Source organism: Streptomyces sp. NBC_01268 (assembly GCF_036240795.1).
Taxonomy (GTDB): Bacteria; Actinomycetota; Actinomycetes; order Streptomycetales; family Streptomycetaceae; genus Streptomyces.
The window spans coordinates 4,567,725-4,586,313 of the sequence record NZ_CP108454.1 but is presented as its reverse complement, the minus strand read 5'-3'; the positions used below and the strand labels follow the sequence as shown (position 1 = coordinate 4,586,313).

Annotated in this window: 18 protein-coding genes; 5 read left to right on the top strand and 13 right to left on the bottom strand. The window is 71.7% G+C overall.

All coding sequences use genetic code 11. The annotated features are described in order from the left end of the window. The first annotated feature begins 19 nt into the window (after positions 1 to 19). Both tpx and OG309_RS20445 read left to right on the top strand, forming a co-directional pair. Positions 20 to 520, top strand: coding sequence for a thiol peroxidase (gene tpx / locus OG309_RS20450; RefSeq protein WP_329422830.1), 501 nt, complete (start codon positions 20 to 22; stop codon positions 518 to 520). Positions 521 to 594: 74 nt separating this feature from the next. After that, positions 595 to 849: a hypothetical protein gene (locus tag OG309_RS20445; protein ID WP_329422829.1), complete on the top strand. Its 255-nt coding sequence runs from the start codon at positions 595 to 597 to the stop codon at positions 847 to 849. Here OG309_RS20445 and OG309_RS20440 read toward each other — a convergent pair. Beyond that, positions 800 to 1,336 carry a hypothetical protein gene (locus OG309_RS20440; protein ID WP_329422828.1) on the bottom strand — a complete coding sequence of 179 codons (537 nt, stop codon included), beginning with the start codon at positions 1,334 to 1,336 and terminating at the stop codon, positions 800 to 802. The genes OG309_RS20445 and OG309_RS20440 overlap by 50 nt on opposite strands. Before the next feature lie 106 nt (positions 1,337 to 1,442). Here OG309_RS20440 and OG309_RS20435 point away from each other — a divergent pair, with 106 nt between their 5' ends. After that, positions 1,443 to 2,831: an FAD-binding oxidoreductase gene (locus tag OG309_RS20435; protein WP_329422827.1), complete on the top strand. Its 1,389-nt coding sequence runs from the start codon at positions 1,443 to 1,445 to the stop codon at positions 2,829 to 2,831. Here the strand turns inward: OG309_RS20435 and OG309_RS20430 are convergent. Then, positions 2,828 to 3,700, bottom strand: coding sequence for a MerR family transcriptional regulator (locus OG309_RS20430; protein WP_329422826.1), 873 nt, complete (start codon positions 3,698 to 3,700; stop codon positions 2,828 to 2,830). The genes OG309_RS20435 and OG309_RS20430 overlap by 4 nt on opposite strands. A gap of 179 nt (positions 3,701 to 3,879) precedes the next feature. On the opposite strand from OG309_RS20430, the gene OG309_RS20425 reads away from it, so the two are divergent. Both OG309_RS20425 and OG309_RS20420 read left to right on the top strand, forming a co-directional pair. Continuing rightward, complete coding sequence (locus OG309_RS20425) at positions 3,880 to 4,098, top strand: type II toxin-antitoxin system VapB family antitoxin (RefSeq protein WP_329422824.1); 219 nt, start codon at positions 3,880 to 3,882, stop codon at positions 4,096 to 4,098. Continuing rightward, the gene (locus OG309_RS20420; protein ID WP_329422823.1) at positions 4,095 to 4,499 is read left to right on the top strand and encodes a PIN domain-containing protein; all 405 of its coding nucleotides are present in this window, start codon (positions 4,095 to 4,097) and stop codon (positions 4,497 to 4,499) included. Before OG309_RS20425 ends, OG309_RS20420 begins: the two co-directional genes overlap by 4 nt. A 14-nt stretch (positions 4,500 to 4,513) precedes the next feature. Here OG309_RS20420 and OG309_RS20415 read toward each other — a convergent pair whose 3' ends face one another. From OG309_RS20415 to OG309_RS20365, 11 genes are all read right to left on the bottom strand, one after another. Beyond that, positions 4,514 to 5,140, bottom strand: coding sequence for a LysE/ArgO family amino acid transporter (locus tag OG309_RS20415; protein ID WP_329422822.1), 627 nt, complete (start codon positions 5,138 to 5,140; stop codon positions 4,514 to 4,516). Further along, positions 5,137 to 5,418, bottom strand: a complete 282-nt coding sequence (locus OG309_RS20410) for a DUF2087 domain-containing protein (protein WP_329422820.1) — start codon at positions 5,416 to 5,418, stop codon at positions 5,137 to 5,139. The genes OG309_RS20415 and OG309_RS20410 overlap by 4 nt, the downstream gene beginning before the upstream one ends. Positions 5,419 to 5,499: 81 nt before the next feature. Then, entirely contained in the window at positions 5,500 to 5,778 is a 279-nt protein-coding gene (locus tag OG309_RS20405; protein ID WP_329422819.1) for an antibiotic biosynthesis monooxygenase family protein, read from the bottom strand. Positions 5,779 to 5,865: 87 nt separating this feature from the next. Next, a complete protein-coding gene (locus OG309_RS20400; RefSeq protein ID WP_329422817.1) occupies positions 5,866 to 9,627 on the bottom strand; it encodes an amino acid adenylation domain-containing protein in 3,762 nt (1,253 codons plus the stop codon). A 63-nt stretch (positions 9,628 to 9,690) separates the two neighbouring features. Next, a complete protein-coding gene (locus tag OG309_RS20395) occupies positions 9,691 to 10,368 on the bottom strand; it encodes a maleylpyruvate isomerase family mycothiol-dependent enzyme (protein ID WP_329422815.1) in 678 nt (225 codons plus the stop codon). Then, on the bottom strand, positions 10,368 to 11,756 hold the full coding sequence (gene ahcY / locus OG309_RS20390; protein WP_329422814.1) for an adenosylhomocysteinase: 1,389 nt from the start codon (positions 11,754 to 11,756) through the stop codon (positions 10,368 to 10,370). The genes OG309_RS20395 and ahcY overlap by 1 nt, the downstream gene beginning before the upstream one ends. A 13-nt stretch (positions 11,757 to 11,769) precedes the next feature. After that, the gene (gene metF, locus OG309_RS20385; RefSeq protein ID WP_329422812.1) at positions 11,770 to 12,660 is read right to left on the bottom strand and encodes a methylenetetrahydrofolate reductase [NAD(P)H]; all 891 of its coding nucleotides are present in this window, start codon (positions 12,658 to 12,660) and stop codon (positions 11,770 to 11,772) included. Then, positions 12,657 to 16,124 (bottom strand): methionine synthase, encoded by a 3,468-nt coding sequence (gene metH, locus OG309_RS20380; RefSeq protein WP_329422811.1) that lies wholly within the window; start codon positions 16,122 to 16,124, stop codon positions 12,657 to 12,659. The genes metF and metH overlap by 4 nt, the downstream gene beginning before the upstream one ends. Positions 16,125 to 16,134: 10 nt before the next feature. Beyond that, positions 16,135 to 17,118, bottom strand: a complete 984-nt coding sequence (locus OG309_RS20375; RefSeq protein WP_329422809.1) for a carbohydrate kinase family protein — start codon at positions 17,116 to 17,118, stop codon at positions 16,135 to 16,137. Positions 17,119 to 17,129: 11 nt separating this feature from the next. Continuing rightward, positions 17,130 to 18,338, bottom strand: coding sequence for a methionine adenosyltransferase (gene metK / locus OG309_RS20370; RefSeq protein WP_329422808.1), 1,209 nt, complete (start codon positions 18,336 to 18,338; stop codon positions 17,130 to 17,132). Then, a complete protein-coding gene (locus tag OG309_RS20365) occupies positions 18,335 to 18,586 on the bottom strand; it encodes a phosphopantetheine-binding protein (RefSeq protein ID WP_132911903.1) in 252 nt (83 codons plus the stop codon). The genes metK and OG309_RS20365 overlap by 4 nt, the downstream gene beginning before the upstream one ends. Positions 18,587 to 18,589 lie beyond the last annotated feature (3 nt).

The window sequence follows — 18,589 nt, the reverse complement described above, 5'->3', positions numbered from 1 at the left end:
CCGTCGAAGGAGATCAGGCATGGCGCAGGTCACGCTCAAGGGCAACCCCGTACAGGTCAACGGCGACCTGCCCTCCGTGGGCGGCGACGCCCCGCAGTTCAACCTGGTCGGCGAGGGCCTCGCGGACCGTTCGCTCAAGGACTTCGCCGGTCAGCGCAAGGTCCTCAACATCTTCCCGAGCGTCGACACGCCGACCTGCGCGAGCTCGGTGCGCCAGTTCAACAGCGTGGCGTCCGGCCTCGACAACACCGTGGTGCTCTGCATCTCCGCGGACCTCCCCTTCGCCCAGGCCCGCTTCTGCGGCGCCGAGGGCCTGGAGAACGTGAAGAACCTCTCCACCCTCCGTGGCCGCGAGTTCCACACCAACTACGGCGTGGACCTCGCCGACGGCCCGCTGGCCGGCCTGACCGCCCGCGCCGTCGTCGTCCTCGACGAGAACGACAAGGTCCTCCACGTGGAGCTCGTCAACGAGATCGCCGAGGAGCCGAACTACGACGCGGCCCTCGCCGCCCTGAAGTAAACCGGGTCCCGCCCGCAGCGAGGGGGCCGTCACGACACACGTCGTGGCGGCCCCCTTGCTCGTACGATCGGACCATGGGAAGCAAAGAACAGAGCTCGTTCCTCTCCCTCTGGTCGAAGGGATCGTTCCTGTCGATCGGGTCGGTCGGGTCCTTCATGTCCGTCGGATCCGTCGGATCGGCCTTCTCGATCGGCTCGGTCGGCTCGTTCCTCAGCGTCGGCTCGCTGCTGTCGGACCGGTCGCGCTGGTCCGTGCTGTCCTCGCGGTCCGTCGCGGCGGTCATGTGCTCCCGCAGTCGGCGACAGGCGTCACCGACGTCACGTCACTGAGCGGGACGTCGACCGTGCGGCCCTCGACGACCAGGGTCAACGGGCCGCTGCCCCGCCCGAGTTCGCCGCACAGGCTGCCCCCCGACGTGCCGACCTCCACCTGCATGGCCGCCGGGGCGTCCGGGGCAGGCGCGGCCTTGTCCGGGGCCGGCCACCAGGAGCTGGTGGCGGCGACGGCGGTCAGCAGGACGGTGGCGAAGGTGAGCACGAGGCCGGTGCGCAGGCGTCGGGCGGCGCGGACCGGGTCGTCGGGGCCCGCAGCGTGCGGCCAGGCGGTGCGGCCGACGAGATAGACCGCCAGGACGGCGAGCAGCAGGGCGAGCAGGACCAGGACGCCCGCGACCGCCTCGATGCCGCGGGGCGCCGGGGAAGCGGACCCGCCGCCGGCCTTCAGGGCGCCGCACAGCCCCACGAAGCCCAGGGATGCCAGCTGGAGCGTCAGCCAGCCGCGGGCGGAGGTCCGAACGGCTTCCTCGCTGTCGTTCATGGCGCAAGGATGCCGAGGCGGCGGCCCGGGAGGCGCGGTGCCACGCCGAGGGGGAGACTGAAGGGGTAGCGCGGCCGGCCGACAGGGGTGCCCTGAAGGAGTGGTCATGGGCGGTACGGCTGTGGAGACCCTGCGCGAGGCGTTGCGCGGCGAGGTGATCGGCCCGCAGGACCCCGGGTACGACGAGGCCCGCACGATCTACAACGCGATGATCGACCGTCGGCCCGCCGTGATCGCGCGGTGCGCCGACGTGACGGACGTTCGGGCGGTGGTGCGGTACGCCCGCGAGAGCGGCATGGACCTGGCGGTGCGCGGCGGCGGCCACAGCGGTGGCGGGCTGTGCCTGGTGGACGGTTCGCTGCTGCTCGACCTGTCGGCCATGCGCTGGGTGCGGGTGGATCCCGAGGCCCGGACGGCCCGGGTGGGCGGCGGGACCCAGCTCGGCGACCTCGACCACGAGGGGCACGGCTTCGGGCTCGGCGTCCCGGCCGGGATCATGTCGACGACGGGGGTCGGCGGACTGACCCTGGGCGGCGGCCACGGGCACCTGACGCGCGCGTACGGGCTGACGATCGACAGCCTCCTCGCCGCCGACGTGGTCCTGGCGGACGGCTCGTTCGTGACGGCGTCGGCGGAGGAACACCCCGACCTGTACTGGGCGTTGCGCGGCGGCGGCGGGAACTTCGGGGCGGTCACCTCCTTCACGTTCGGACTGCATCCGGTGGACACCGTGGGCCTCGCGGTCACGCTGTGGGAGCCGGAGCACATCGGAGCGGTGCTGCGCTGGTACCGGGAGTTCCTGCCGGCCGCGCCCGAGACGCTGAACGGCTTCTTCGCGATCCTGGCGGTGCCGCCCGGGCCGCCGTTCCCGGAGGAGATCCACGGGCGGAAGATGTGCGGCGTGGTGTGGTGCTCCACGGGCCCGCAGGACGAGGAGGAACTGACCCGGACCTTCGCCGGGGTCGCCGAAGCGGCCCCGCCCGCCTTCCACTTCGCGACCCCGGTCCCCTACCCGGCCCTCCAGTCGATGTTCGACGACCTGATCCCGAAGGGCCTGCAGTGGTACTGGCGCGGCGACTTCTTCGACCGCATCACCGACGGCGCGATCGACGTGCACCGCAGCTTCCTGGAGAACCTCCCGACCGAGCTCTCCACCATGCACCTGTACCCGGTCGACGGCGCCGCCCACCGCCCCGGTGCCATGGACACCGCCTGGGCCTACCGCGACGCCGTCTGGTCCGGCGTGATCGGCGGCATCAGCCCGGAGCCCTCCGACGCGGACCGCATCCGCGACTGGACCGTCGGCTACTGGGACGCCCTGCACCCGCACTCGATGGGCGGCGCGTACGTCAACTTCCTGGGCGCCGACGAACCGGAGGCCCGCGTCCGGGCCACGTACCGCGGGCACTACGACCGGCTGGCCGACGTGAAGCGGACCTACGACCCGGACAACGTCTTCCACCACACGCAGAACGTCGAACCGGCGACGAGCTAGCGGGACGCCCCTTCCCCTTCCCCCGCCGCCTCCTCGAAGGGCCACGCGATCTCCACCCGGTTGTCCGGATGCCCGACGACCCCGGCCCACCGCCGGTGGATCATCCGGACCGGCCCCGCGAAGGCGAAGCCGTGGTCGGTGACCCAGGAGGCGGCGGAGTCGTACGCGGTGAGGATCGCGGGGAACGCGGCGGCCTCGCCGGCGACCTCCACGCAGGCGGCGGAGTTCTCCGGGAGGTCCTTCACGTACGTCCCCTCCGGAAGGTCCGCCTCGGCCGGCTGCGCGCCGTCCGCCCAGAACGGCAGGCACGCCTCGACCAGGGTCGCGTTCTCGTCGTCGCACAGGCCGTGGAAGCGGACGAACGCGGGCCCGGTGAAGGTCAGCGGGCCGCGCCCGGCGATGGTGTAGAGCTCCTGGTAGGCGGTGCGCAGAAAGGTGTCGAGACCGTGGTCGTCCACGGTCGCGGCACGGACGAGGACGCGTTCGGCGTCGCTCTGCCGGACGGTGACCCGGTGCTGATCCATATCCACTCCTTCGGAGATGCGTTCCCACAGGCTGTGGACGACGGCCCGCTGGAGCTCCAGCCGCCGCTCGGCATCCCTGAGATGCGCCCCGAGCGCCGCCGCCAGCTCCACCGCGTCGGCCCCGACCAGCTCCCGCACCCGCTCGACCGGCACCTCCGCCTGCCGCAGCCCGCGGATCAGCTGCGCCGTGCGCACCTGGTCCCGCCGGTACCAGCGGTATCCGGTGTCCGGGTCCACGTGCGCCGGCGGCAGCACACCGGTCGTGTCGTAGTGCCGCAGCGCGGTGACCGTCAGGCCGACCGCCTGTGCGAACTGCCCGATCGGCAGCAGCTTCGTCGTGTCCACGGGACGACTGTGGGGTCTCGGGTAGCACGAGGGTCAAGCGGAGGGGAAGGTCGGCGGGGAAAGCCCGGCGGGACGGGCCTGAAGATATACTGGCTGGCCCTGGATATATCCAGGGCTGGATCCAGGCCGGCTCCGGCGCGGATCCCCGCCCGGACAGACCCCTTCGCAGGAGGCCGCTCATGTCCAAGACCCTGGTCGACATCGACGACGAGATGCTCGCCTTCGCCCAGCGGCAGCTCGGCACCAAGACCAAGCGGGACACCATCAACCGGGCGCTGACCATAGCGGCGGCGGTCAGCGCGGAGGACCGCGCGCGGGCGCTCACGTGGCTCCAGGACAACGCCGAGGACTTCCTCGACTTCGACGTCCTCGAGGAGCGGGAGCGGTCCGGCCGATGAACTACCTCGCCGACACCTCGGCGGTGTGGCGCATCCTGCGCCGGCAGATCGGCTCGCCATGGCCGGAGCGGGTGGCACGGGGACAGGTCTCCCTGTGCCCGCCCGTGGAAGCCGAGTTGATGCCCGGCCTGCGCTCCGACCGCGACTGCGAACCGTTCCTCACGATGCTGAGTCAGACCTTCGGCTGGGTCCCGGCCGTGGACGACCCCTGGCCGGAGATCATCGCGATCCAGCGGGATCTGGTCCGGATCGGGCACCATCGCGGCCCCTCGCCGATGGACATCCTGATCGCCCTGACGGCGGCGCAGCACCGGTTGACCCTCGTCCACGTGGACGACGACTTCGACGCGGTGGCCAAAGTGCGTCCGGGCATCCCGATGCTGCGGCTCGACACGCTCTGACCGCGCCGAGGCCCCTACCCCACCAACCGCACCGCCAGCACCACGATCAGCGTGCTCGACGCCAGGGCCGTCGCCAGCCGGCCCCGGGGGCCGGTGAGGGTGCGGCCGAGGAGGCTGCCGCCGGTGGCCAGGAGCAGTTGCCAGCTCGCGGAGGCGAGGAGGGCGGCGAGGACGAAGGCGGTGCGTTCGACGGGGGACGACGGGGCTGCCGGGCCCGTCGCGAGGATCAGCGCGACGAAGTAGATCACCGTCATGGGGTTGAGGACCGTGATGCCCAGGAAGGTCACGTACGCGCGGGCCGGGGTCAGCGTCGTCGTGCCGTCGTCGCGCGAGGCCAGGGCGCCGGAGCGGTGGGTCCGTACCGCCGTCCACGCCGCCCGGACGGCCAGCACCACCAGGACCAGCGCCGAGACCCAGCGCAGCGGGGTCATCACCGGGGTCAGGTACGGGACGAGGGCCGAGCCGCCCGCGACCGCCAGCAGGGCGTAGACGCCGTCGGCGGTGGCGACGCCCAGGGCCGCGGCGGCGCCCGTGCGCCAGCCGGTGCGGGCGGTGACGGCGACGAGGTACGCGCCGACCGCGCCGACCGGGATCGCGATGCCGTAGCCGGCGAGCAGGCCGGCCAGGGCCGCGGCCGTCACGCGACGGCGGGGGTCGCTCCTGCGGGGGCGCCGGGCTGTCGCCGGTAGGCCGAGCCGTCCTTGGTCCGGGAGAGCTGCCCGCCGGTCACCAGATAGCGGCGCAGCGCCGGAAAGTCCGCGTGCACCGTCTTCAGCGCCTCGTTGACCTCGCGCTCGGCGTACACGCGACCCGGCTCGAACAGCGTCGCGGCGAGGTGGTCGAGGAGGGCCGCTCTACGAGCGGGCTTGCGAGGGATCGCCTTCAGGCGTCCGTCGGCGGCGAAGAGATCGGAGGTCATGCGGTGCAGGGTCCCTCCGGCGCCGGGCCGCCCGCAACGGAATTACGGGGGGGGGACGGAGGACGGTGGCCGCTCCTGCGCCTACTTCACGACGACGTTCGTGAGCGGGTCGATCCTCGGCAGGACCGGGGGCATCCCCGTCTCCTGGAAGATCGGCGTCGCCTTCTCCACGAACGCCCGGAACGCCTCCTCCGACTCCCAGAGATCGACCACCCGCCAGCCGCCCGTCCCGTCGGGTCCCGCCGCGTGGGCGATGAAGCCCGGGGGCGGGAACCAGGACGCGTGGGTGATCCGGTCGTTGGTGCGCTCGTACTGCTCCTGGGTGCCGCCGGGGATCTCGAGGGTGACGATGACGGCCATGGTGCTGCTCCCGTACGCGCAGGGGTGGGGTCCCGACCAGCACACCAGCCGGTCCCCCGCCCCGCATCGCGGCCGGGCCCGAAAGGGCTACCGGCCCAGGCGGTAGTGGATCTTCTTCACCAGTTCCCTCAGGTCCGGCGCCCGCAGCAGGCTGTAGTGGTCGGCGTCCAGTTCGATCACCGTCGGCGGGCGGGTGGACCAGCCGGTGGCGGCTTCGAGGAAGGAGTAGTCGTCGCCCTGGGCCTTGAAGATCGTCACCGGGCAGGAGACCTTGCGCTCGGTCAGCTCGCGGAAGGTGTACGTGAAGTCGAAGGTCTGCTCCACGATCGCGATGATCCGGGCGATCAGCTCCGGGTCCAGGGCCGGGAAGCGTTCCGCGACGTGGGCCGCGAACGACTCGGCGTCCTTCGCGGGGACGTCCGCCAGGGCGCCCGCGAAGACCGAGTAGAGGATCTGGGTGAAGCCCGGGTTGTCGTACGAAGCGCCCCCGGCGGCGGACTCGGCGCGGACCTTCGGCGAGCCGGGCGCGATCAGGAAGAGGTTCTCCACCTGCTCGCCCGCCGCCTCCATCAGGTGGGCCGACTCGAAGGCGACGCGGGCACCGAAGGAGTAGCCCCACAGGGTGTACGGGCCGGAGGGCTGGCGCCGGCGGATCGCGGCCACGTCGGCCGCGGCCATCTCGCGGATGGTCGCGTACGGGGTCTCCCCGCGGTTGATGCCGTGCGCCTGCACCCCGTAGAACGGGCGGTCGATGCCCAGCTCTTCCGCCAGGAAGCGCAGGTTCATCGTGTAGCCGCCGAGCCCGGGCCAGCAGAAGACGGGCGACTGGGCGCCGTCCGCGTGCAGCCGCACCAGCCGGGACGCCGGGGTGGCGGCGGCGCCGTCCACCCGGTGGGCCAGCTTCTCGATCGTGGGGGCCTCGAAGAGGATCTGGAGCGGGAGCGCCGCGTCGGCGAACTCGCGGTTGATCTTCGTGATGAGCGCGACCGCGATCAGCGAGTTGCCGCCCGACTCGAAGAAGTCGTCCTGCACGGAGACCGCCTCGACCTCCTCGTACTTGAGGGCCGCCGCCCAGATCCCGGTGAGCCGGGTCTCGGTGCGGGTGCGCGGCGGGACGTGCGGGCGGCCGTGGAGGCCCGCGTTGACGACGGCCAGCTCGCCGAGGGCCTTGGCGTCGACCTTGCCGTTCGCGGAGTGCGGCAGCCGGTCGAGGACGACGACCCGGTTGGGGATCATGTAGTCGGGCAGGTGGTTGACGAGGTCGTCGCGGATCATCTCCGCGGGACCCTTCATGTGGACGGTGTCCTCGTACATGCCCTCGCTGAGCCGCTGCTCCTCGCTGACCCGGCCGCCGACGAAGAAGTACGAGGGGCCGGTCGGGCGGCCGGCCGCCGCCAGGACCTCGTCCATGCGGCGGGCGGCCGGCAGCGGGTTGCCGGACATCGAGCTGTAGCCGGAGGACATGAAGCCGAGGCCGTGGTCGCCGAGCTGGAGGCGCTGGAGCGCGCGGCCCAGGTCGATGTAGGCGCGCCACGGCTCCGTGCCGCGGCTGATCGCCGTGATGCCGAGGGCGGCCCGCTCGTACACCGCCTGGTTGATCGCGATGACGTGCTTCTTCTCCACCAGGCCGGCGGATCCGGCGGAGATCTCGTTCAACCGGCCCTGCTCGTAGGCGTACTGGCCGCCCGGGAGGTCGGCGATCCGGCCGGGATGGGACTGCACGTACAGGTCGACCCGCGCCTCGTCCGCCGCGGCCGACTCCTCGTCGTACGGCACGAGTTCGAACACGCCCAGGTCCTCGGCGTCCCCGGGCGTCCCGCCGCGCACCGGCCGGATGCCGAGGCCCAGGCCCGGCAGGACCTCCTCGAACAGGCCGACCATGTGGCCGGTCTCGATCTCCAGGACCTCGCGGATGTTGTTCCGGTAGACCGGCTCGATCGCCGCCCACTTGCCGCGGAAGCCGAGCCGGACCAGGGGCGGGCCGTCGGCGGTGCCCGGCTCCATCAGGTGCAGCCGGTGGTGGACCGGGTGGTAGTAGTACGTGCCGGGCTCCAGGCCCGCGACGCCGCGGACCTCGACGTACAGCTGGGTCGCGTACAGCGCGCCCGGCGAGGCGTAGCCGTACTTCGGGAGCAGGCGCTCCTCGCTGGGGAACTGCCCGAACCAGCGCAGGATCTCGCCCAGGTCGGCCGCGGTGAGGGTGCCGACCTGGCGGGAGCCGATGCCCTCGGGGCGGCGGGCCAGGGCGGCGAGGACGTCGGCGCGGGTGACCGGGCCGCCCTCGTAGAAGCGGTAGGTCTTGCGGGCGAAGACGGTGCGGCGCATCCGCTCGGTGGGGGTGCGGCCGGGCAGGCCGACGACGGGGCGGCCGGCGAGGGCGGCGGCGTCGAGGGTGCCCGCGTTGGAGAGCTGCGCCTTGACCTGGAGCTTGGACTCCTTGGACTGGTGGTGGGCGCCGTGGTTGCCCTGGTCCATCAGGGCGGCTTCCTTGGGGGAGAGCTCGACGCAGGCGACCAGGTTCTGGAAGCCGGTGCGGGGCTCGTTCTTCACGATGACGGCGGCGGACTTCACCCAGTCGTGGTTCTCGATGGCGAGCGCGATCTCGTCGAGCTCGACGCGGAAGCCGCGGAGCTTGATCTGGTTGTCGGCGCGGCCGGCGAACTGGACGGTGCCGTCCTCGTTCCAGGTGGCCAGGTCTCCGGTGCGGTAGAGGCGTTCGCCGTCCTCGGCGGTGACGAAGCGCTCGGCCGTGAGCTCGGGCCGGTCCAGGTACCCCCGCGCCACCTGGACCCCGCCGATGCACAGTTCGCCGTCGCGTATGTGGAAGGTGGTCTCGTACGCCGGTCTGCCGATCGGTACGGCCGCGGGCCCGTCGGCGACGGTGGCCCGGTCCACGGTGTGCGAGGAGGCGTTGATGGTGCACTCGGTCGGGCCGTACAGGTTGATCAGTTCGGCGTCGGGCAGCTCGGCGAGCAGCTGCACGGCGAGGTTGCGGGAGAGGATCTCGCCGCCCGAGTAGACCCGGCGCAGGCTGGAGCACGTGCCGAGGCGCTCGGTGTCCACGAGGGCCTGGAGGAGGGTCGGGACGCCCTGGAGCATGGTGGCGCCGTGCCGTCGGATGGTGTCGATCAGGCCCTCGGGGTCGCGGTAGACGCCGGGCGGTCCCATGGCGACGCGGGCGCCGACGGCGGAGGCGAGGATCTCCCACTGGGCGGCGTCGAAGGACATGGGGGTCTTCTGGACGACGACGGCGTCCGGGCCGAGCCGGTGCGCGTCGGCCATCCAGCGCATCTGGGCCGCGATGGAGCGGTGCTCGACCATGACGCCCTTGGGCTTGCCGGTGGAGCCCGAGGTGTAGATGACGTACGCGAGCTGGGAAGGGCTCAGCTCGGGCTCGGCGAGGGGGTGTTCCTCGCCGGCGGTGCGCCAGGCGTGCTGGACGGCGTCCTTGAGGGTGACGACGGTGGTGCCGGGCGGGGCGAGTTCGGTGACGCGGGCGCGGAAGCGTTCCTGGGTGAAGACGATGCGGGCGCCGCTGTCCTCGATCATGTAGCGGAGGCGCTCCTCGGGGTACTCCGGGGAGAGCGGGACGTAGGCGCCGCCGGAGAGCAGCACGCCCCAGGTGCCGATCACCAGTTCGAGTGAGGGTTCGACGTGCACGCCGATGCGGGCGTCGGCGGTCACCCCTGCCGTGCGGAGGTACGTGGCGAGGACGGCGGCGCCCTCGTGGAGCTCGCGGAAGGACAGCGTCTCCTCGCCGAAGACGACCGCGGGGTCGTCGGGGCGCTGTGCCGCCTGGTCGTGCAGGAGCCGGTCGAGCGTCTCCCAGGTGTTCACCGTGCTGGGCATGAAGGTCCTCTTCGTGAGTGAAAGGGGTGGGCCCCGGTCCGAAGGGACCGGGGCCCGCCGCCCTCAGCGGTAGATGAGTAGTTCCTGCTCCGTCGCGCCCGTCAGTTCGTAGCGGGTCCGTACCAGCGGGCGTCCCGAGTAGATGCGGATCAAGGTCGCCGCGTCTCCGTGGAAGCGGGCCGGCGGGCGGCCCTCGATCTCGTTGCCGAGGTCCACCTCGCCGCCGCCCCGGTCCGCGAGGACCCCGACCAGGCGGGGGGTCTCCCGCTTGCGGCTGGTGACGGAGAGCAGCGGCAGCGCGAGCTCCAGGGCGTCCCCGCAGTAGGCGCCGGGTTCGCCGAAGGCCTCCCGTACGTCCCCGGCGTGGACCCACTCGCCGAGCGCGACGGCGTCGAGCCGGCCGTCCTCCCGCTCGGCGATGACCGGACCGGCCTCGGTGAGGCCCCGCTCCAGCTCGTCGAGGATCCGGTGGAGCGGCCAGTCCTCCCGCTCGGCCACGTCGCAGGCGTTGGCCTCGGGCAGGAACACGCCCTCCTCCAGGCGCCCCTCGACGATCCTGACCAGTGCCGCCCCGCAGTGCGCGAGCACCTGCCGGGCGGTCCAGCCCGGGCAGGCCGTGCGGAGCTCGAACGCCTCGGCGGGCGTCCGGCGCAGCAGCGGCATCAGCAGGTCCCGCTCCGTCTTCAGGAGATGGTCCGGGAGCCAGGGATCACGTCTGTCGTGCACGTCGCCGGTACACATCAGTAGCGGTAGTGGTCCGGCTTGTACGGGCCCTCGACCGGGACGCCGATGTACGAGGCCTGCTCCGGGCGGAGGGTGGTGAGCCGGACGCCGAGGGCGTCCAGGTGGAGGCGCGCGACCTTCTCGTCCAGGTGCTTCGGGAGCGTGTACACGCCGGTGGGGTACTCGGCGGTCTTCGTGAAGAGCTCGATCTGGGCCAGGGTCTGGTCCGCGAAGGAGTTCGACATCACGAAGGACGGGTGGCCGGTCGCGTTGCCCAGGTTGAGCAGGCGGCCCTCCGACAGGACGATGACGACCTTGCCGTCGGGGAAGGTCCAGGTGTGGACCTGCGGCTTGACCTCGTCCTTGACGATGCCGGGGATCTGCGCGAGGCCGGCCATGTCGATCTCGTTGTCGAAGTGGCCGATGTTGCCGACGATCGCCTGGTGCTTCATGCGGGCGATGTCGGACGCCATGATGATGTCCTTGTTGCCCGTGGTGGTGACGAAGATGTCGGCCGTCTCGACGACGTCCTCCAGGGTCGCGACCTGGTAGCCGTCCATCGCCGCCTGGAGGGCGCAGATCGGGTCGATCTCGGTGACGATGACGCGGGCGCCCTGGCCGCGCAGCGACTCCGCCGACCCCTTGCCGACGTCGCCGTAGCCGAAGACCACGGCGGTCTTGCCGCCGATGAGGACGTCGGTGGCGCGGTTGATGCCGTCGATCAGGGAGTGGCGGCAGCCGTACTTGTTGTCGAACTTCGACTTCGTCACGGCGTCGTTCACGTTGATCGCCGGGAACAGCAGCTCCCCCTCGCGGTGCATCTCGTACAGGCGGTGGACACCGGTGGTGGTCTCCTCCGTCACGCCGCGGATGCCGGCGGCGATCGTCGCCCAGTCGAGCGGGCTGTTCTCCAGCAGGCTCCGCACGACGGCGAGTTCCTCGTTGGAGGCCTCCGGCAGGGCGCCGGTCTTGCGGTACTCCACACCCTTGTGGACGAGGAGCGTGGCGTCGCCGCCGTCGTCCAGGATCATGTTGGGGCCGTCCGCGCCCGGCCAGGTCAGCGCCTGCTCGGTGCACCACCAGTACTCCTCCAGCGTCTCGCCCTTCCAGGCGAAGACCGGGATGCCGGCGGCGGCGACGGCGGCGGCCGCGTGGTCCTGGGTGGAGTAGATGTTGCAGGACACCCAGCGGACCTCGGCGCCCAGCGCGACGAGCGTCTCGATGAGCACCGCGGTCTGCACGGTCATGTGCAGGGAGCCGGTGATCCGGGCTCCGGCGAGCGGCTGCTGCTCGGCGTACTCGCGGCGGATCGACATCAGGCCGGGCATCTCGTGCTCGGCGAGCGTGATCTCCTTGCGGCCGAACTCCGCGAGACCGATGTCGGCGACCTTGTAGTCGGAAAACACAGCACCGGTGGACTCAGACACGTGCGAGGCTCCTTGAGGCGTGGATGGATCGGTGGATTTCGAGGGCCGCGGTGGACTTGTTGAGCGTGATGTAGTGCAGGCCCGGGGCGCCCTCGTCGAGCAGCCGCAGGCCCATGGCGGTGGCGTGCTCGACGCCGATCCGGTAGGCGGCGGCCGGGTCGTCCTTCGCCGCCTCCAGGCGGTGCGCCAGGTCCTCGGGGAAGGCCGCGTCCGACAGTTCGGCGAAGCGGCGGATCTGCCGGACGTCGGTGGCGGGCATGATCTCCGGGATGATCGGGGTGTCGCAGCCGGCGGCAGCGACCCGGTCGCGCAGCCGCAGGTAGTCCTCGGGGTCGAAGAACATCTGGGTGATCGCGTAGTCGGCCCCGGCCCGGCACTTGGCGACGAAGTGCGCCAGGTCGCTCGCCGGGTCGGGCGACCGCGGATGCCCCTCGGGGAAGGCCGCCACGCCGATCCGGAAGTCGCCCAACGACCGTACGAGCTCGACGAGTTCGTACGCGTACAGGAAGCCGTCCGGGTGGGGGGTCCAGGCGGCGCGCGGATCGCCCGGCGGATCGCCGCGGAGCACCAGCACGTCCCGCACCCCGGCGTCCGCGTAGGCGCCGATGATCGCCCGCAGCTCGGCGACCGAGTGCCCGACGGCCGTCAGGTGGGCGACGGGCCGCAGGGTGGTCTCGGTGACGATCCGCTTGGTGACCTCGATGGTGCGGTCGCGGGACGAGCCGCCCGCGCCGTACGTGACGGAGACGAAGTCCGGCGCGAGGGCCTCCACCCGCCGGATCGCGTCCCACAGGGTCTGCTCGCCCTTGTCGGTCTTCGGTGGGAAGAACTCGAAGGAGAAGGTCGGGGCGCCGGGGGCCGGGCCCCCGGGATTCGGGTTCACAGGCGTCTGCCTCCCGCGTTGAAGTAGCTCGCCTCCGGGTGGTGCACGACGAAGGCGTCCGTCGACTGCTCGGGGTGCAGCTGGTACTCCTCCGACAGCTCGACCCCGATCCGCTCGGGCCGCAGCAGCTCGGCGATCTTCGCCCGGTCCTCCAGGTCGGGGCAGGCCGGGTAGCCCAGCGAGTAGCGGCAGCCCTGGTACTCGGTGCGCAGCATCCCCTCGATGCCGGCCGGGTCGGCGCCGCCGATGCCCCACTCGGCCCGCACCCGGCCGTGCCAGCACTCGGCCAGCGCCTCGGCCAGCTGCACGGACAGGCCGTGCAGCTCCAGGTAGTCGCGGTAGGAGTCGGCGGCGAACAGCTTCGCCGTCTCCTCCCCGATCCGCGAGCCGACGGTGACGACCTGGAGGGCGAGCACGTCGACCTCGCCGGAGTCCTCCGCGCGGAAGAAGTCGGCCAGGCAGAGGCGGCGGCCCCGCTGTTGGCGGGGGAAGGAGAAGCGGGTCCGCTCGCCTCCGTCCTCGTCCAGGACGATCAGGTCGTCGCCCTTGGACACACAGGGGAAGTAGCCGTACACGACGGCCGCTTCGAGGAGGTGGTCCGTCTGCAGCCGGTCCAGCCAGCCGCGCAGCCGCGGCCGGCCCTCCGACTCGATCGTGGCGGCGTCCTTGAGCCCCCACTGGCCCTTGAACAGGGCTCCCTCGTCGAGCCAGGAGGCGTACTCGGCCAGCTGGATGCCCTTGACGACCCGCGTGCCGAGGAACGGCGGCTCCGGTACGGGGTTGTCGGCGGCCACGTCGGACCGCCCGGCCGGCTCGGGCTCGCGCACCTCCAGGACCGGGGTCTCCCGCTTCGGCACCCGGCGCTGCTTGAGCTCGGGCAGGGTCGCGCCCGGCACGCCCCGCTTGACCGCCATGAGGGCGTCCATCAGACGCAGGCCCTCGAAGGCGTCGCGGGCGTAACGGACCTCGCCGCCGTACAGCTCGTGCAGGTCCTGCTCGACGTACGCCCTGGTCAGAGCGGCCCCGCCGAGGATCACGGGGAAGCGCTCGGCCAGCCCGCGGCCGTTCAGCTCCTCCAGGTTCTCCTTCATGATCACGGTCGACTTGACCAGGAGACCGGACATGCCGATGACGTCGGCGCGGTGTTCTTCGGCGGCCTCCAGGATCGCGGAGACCGGCTGCTTGATGCCGATGTTGACGACGTTGTAGCCGTTGTTGGAGAGGATGATGTCGACGAGGTTCTTGCCGATGTCGTGGACGTCGCCGCGCACGGTGGCGAGCACGATCGTGCCCTTCCCGTCGGCGTCCGTCTTCTCCATGTGCGGCTCCAGATAGGCCACCGCGATCTTCATGACCTCGGCCGACTGGAGCACGAACGGCAGCTGCATCTGACCGGAGCCGAACAGCTCGCCGACCGTCTTCATGCCGTCCAGGAGGATGTCGTTGACGATCTCCAGGGCCGGACGCTCCGCGAGCGCCGCGTCGAGGTCGGCCTCCAGGCCGTTCTTCTCGCCGTCGATGATGCGGCGCTTGAGGCGCTCCTCCAGCGGCAGCGCGAGCAGCTCCTCGGCCTTCCCGGCCTTGAGGGACTGCGCCGTGGCACCCTCGAAGAGCTCCAGGAGCCGCTGGAGCGGGTCGTAGCCCTCCCGCCGCCGGTCGTAGATCAGGTCCAGCGCGACCTCGACCTGCTCCGGCTCCAGGCGGGCGATCGGCAGGATCTTCGAGGCGTGGACGATCGCCGAGTCCAGGCCGGCCTTGACGCACTCGTCGAGGAAGACCGAGTTCAGCACGAGCCGCGCGGCCGGGTTCAGGCCGAAGGAGATGTTGGACAGGCCGAGCGTGGTCTGCACGTCCGGGTGGCGCCGCTTCAGCTCGCGGATCGCCTCGATCGTCGCGATGCCGTCCTTGCGGGACTCCTCCTGGCCGGTGCAGATGGTGAACGTGAGGGTGTCGATCAGGATGTCCGACTCCCTGATCCCCCAGTTCCCCGTCAGGTCCGCGATCAGCCGCTCGGCGATGGCGACCTTGTGCTCGACGGTGCGGGCCTGGCCCTCCTCGTCGATGGTCAGCGCCATCAGCGCCGCCCCGTGCTCCCGCGCCAACGACGTGACCTGCGCGAACCGCGACTCGGGCCCGTCACCGTCCTCGTAGTTGACCGAGTTGAGCACGGCCCGGCCGCCCAGCTTCTCCAGGCCCGCCCGCAGCACGCCGATCTCGGTGGAGTCCAGGACGATCGGCAGCGTGGAGGCGGTCGCGAAGCGGCCGGCCAGCTCCGCCATGTCCGCGGCGCCGTCCCGGCCCACGTAGTCCACGCACAGGTCGAGCATGTGCGCGCCCTCGCGGATCTGGTCGCGGGCCATCTCCACGCAGTCGTCCCAGCGGCCCGCCAGCATGGCCTCGCGGAACTTCTTCGACCCGTTGGCGTTGGTCCGCTCCCCGATCGCCAGGTACGAGGTGTCCTGGCGGAAGGGCACGTGGCTGTAGAGGGAGGACGCGCCCGGCTCGACGACCGGGGTCCGCGGCTTCACGGCCGCGCCCCGCACCCGCTCGACGATCTCCCGCAGGTGCTCGGGGGTGGTGCCGCAGCAGCCGCCGACCAGGGCCGGTCCGTAGTCCCGTACGAACGCCTCCTGGGCGTCCGCGAGTTCGGATGGCGTCAGGGGGTAGTGCGCGCCGTCCGAGGTGAGCACCGGCAGGCCCGCGTTGGGCATGACGGAGACCGGTATCCGGGCGTGCCGGGACAGGTGGCGCAGGTGCTCGGCCATCTCCGCCGGGCCGGTGGCGCAGTTGAGGCCGATCATGTCGATGCCGAGCGGCTCCAGCGCGGTCAGCGCCGCCCCGATCTCGGAGCCCAGCAGCATGGTGCCCGTCGTCTCGACGGTCACCTGCACGATCAGCGGCAGGTCGAGCCCGGCCCGGTCCAGGGCCTGGCGGGCGCCGATGACGGCCGCCTTCGTCTGGAGCAGGTCCTGCGAGGTCTCGATGAGCAGGGCGTCCGCGCCGCCGCGGATCAGCCCCTCGGCGTTCTGCCGGTAGGCCTCGCGCAGCGGCTCGTACGTGATGTGCCCGAGGGTCGGCAGCTTGGTGCCGGGGCCCATGGAGCCGAGCACCCAGCGGGGGCGCCCGTCGGCGGCCGTGTGGGCGTCGGCGGCGGTGCGGGCGATCCGCGCGCCGGCCTCCGACAGCTCGTACACCCGGTCCTCGATGCCGTACTCGGCGAGGGCCGCCAGGTTGGCGCCGAAGGTGTTGGTCTCCACGCAGTCCACGCCGACCGAGAAGTAGGCGTCGTGCACGGAGGCCACGATGTCGGGGCGGGTGACGTTGAGGATCTCGTTGCAGCCCTCCAGCTGCTGGAAGTCGTCCATCGTGGGGTCGGCGGCCTGGAGCATGGTGCCCATCGCCCCGTCGGCCACCACGACCCGCGTGGCGAACTCCTCCCTCAGGGAACGCCTTCCGGTACTCACGTCAGCCCCCTCATGACAGTGCCCTCAAGTGGGTGAGCAGCGAAGCCGTGCAGCCCACTCCGTACGTCGTCCTGATCCGGTCCAGGAGCGGATCGCGGTGCAGCCGGTACTCCTGTGTCCCCACGTAGTCGAGGACGGTCGCGGCGACCGCGCAGCCCAGCTGGGCCGCGCACCGCTCGGGCACGCCCCACAGCGTTCCGGCGAGGAAGCCGGCCCGGAAGGCGTCACCGACGCCCGTCGGGTCGACCACGCCCGCCACCGGCACCGCCGGCACGGCCAGCGGCGCGCGGCCCTCGCCACGGATGCGCACACCGGCCTCGCCGTGGGTGGTGACCCAGGTGCCGACGCGGCGCAGCACGTCCGCCTCGGCCCAGCCGGTCTTCTCGTGCAGCAGGGCGGTCTCGTACTCGTTGGTGAACAGGAACCGCGCCCCGTCCACCAGTTCCCGCACCTGGCCGCCGTCGAGCCGCGCGAGCTGCTGCGACGGGTCGGCGGCGAAGGGGACGCCCAGCTCGCGGCAGGTACGGGAGTGCCGCAGCATCGCCTCGGGGTCGTCCGGGGAGACCAGGACCAGCTCCAGACGCCCGGTCCGGGCGACGACCTCCCGCAGGTCGATCTCGCGGGCCTCGGCCATCGCTCCGGCGTAGAAGGTGGCGATCTGGTTCTGCGCCCGGTCGGTGGTACAGACGAACCGGGCGGTGTGGAGCGACTCGCTGACGCGCACCGAGTCGGTGTCCACACCGTGGTCCTTGAGCCAGATCCGGTACGGCTCGAAGTCGGCGCCGACCGCGCCCACGAGAACGGGACGCAGGCCGAGCACGCCGAGTCCGAAGGCGATGTTCGCTGCCACTCCGCCGCGCCTGACCTCCAGGTTGTCGGCGAGGAACGACAGGGAGACCCGGTCGAGCCGGTCGGCGAGCAGCTGCTCGCTGAACCAGCCGGGGAAGGTCATCAGATGGTCGGTCGCGATGGATCCGGTGACAGCGATACGCATTCCAGCTCCCCTCAGATCCCCGCGGCCTTCTTCAGCCGCTCCACCCGGTCGGTGCGCTCCCAGGTGAACTCCGGCAGCTCCCGGCCGAAGTGCCCGTACGCGGCGGTCGCCGCGTAGATGGGCCGCTTCAGGTCCAGGTCGCGGATGATCGCGGCCGGCCGGAGGTCGAAGACCTCGGACACGGCCTCCTGGATGCGCTCGTCCGGGAGGGTCCCGGTGCCGAAGGTCTCCACGAAGAGACCGACCGGCTCCGCCTTGCCGATCGCGTACGCGACCTGCACCTCGGCGCGGCGGGCGAGTCCGGCGGCGACGATGTTCTTCGCCACCCAGCGCATCGCGTAGGCGGCCGAACGGTCCACCTTCGACGGGTCCTTGCCGGAGAAGGCACCGCCGCCGTGGCGGGCCATGCCGCCGTAGGTGTCGATGATGATCTTCCGGCCGGTGAGCCCGGCGTCGCCCATCGGGCCGCCGACCTCGAACTTCCCGGTCGGGTTGACCAGCAGCCGGTAGCCGTCGGACTCCAGCGTCACGCCCTCCTCGACGAGCTCCTTGAGGACGTGCTCGACGACGTACTCGCGCACGTCCGGGGTGAGCAGGCCCTCGACGGAGATGTCGGCGGCGTGCTGCGAGGAGACGACCACCGTGTCGAGGCGGACCGGCTTGTCGCCGTCGTACTCGATGGTGACCTGGGTCTTGCCGTCGGGCCGCAGGTACGGGACGGTGCCGTTCTTGCGGACCTCGGTCAGCCGGCGCGACAGGCGGTGGGCCAGCGCGATCGGCAGCGGCATCAGCTCGGCGGTGTCGTCGCAGGCGTAGCCGAACATGAGGCCCTGGTCGCCGGCGCCCTGCCCGGCGAGCTCGTCCTCCGCGCCCTCCACCCGGGCCTCGTGAGCGGTGTCGACGCCCTGCGCGATGTCCGGCGACTGGGCGCCGATGGACACCGAGACGCCGCAGGAGGCGCCGTCGAAGCCCTTCGCGGAGGAGTCGTAGCCGATGTCGAGGACGGCGTCGCGGACCAGCTGCGCGATCGGCGCGTACGCCCCGGTGGTGACCTCGCCGGCGATGTGGACCTGACCGGTGGTGATCAGGGTCTCGACGGCGACGCGGGAGGACGGGTCCTGGGCCAGGAGCGCGTCCAGGATGGTGTCGCTGATCCGGTCGGCGATCTTGTCGGGGTGGCCCTCGGTGACGGACTCCGAGGTGAACAGGCGGCGGCTCATGCCTGGGCCTCCGCCGGGGTCTTGAAGAAGTGCTGCTCGATGGCGGCGAGGGTCCGGATGGAGTCGACCTCCAGGGTCTCCATCTGGATCGCGGTGCCGCTCTCCTGCTCCAGCAGGAAGACGAACTCGACGAAGGACAGCGAGTCGATGAGCCGGTTCTCGATCAGGTCGAGGTCGGACGCGATGTCGTCGCGCTCCGGGTGGCGCTCGAGGATCCAGCTCTTCACCGTCTGCAGGCCGTCGGCCATGAT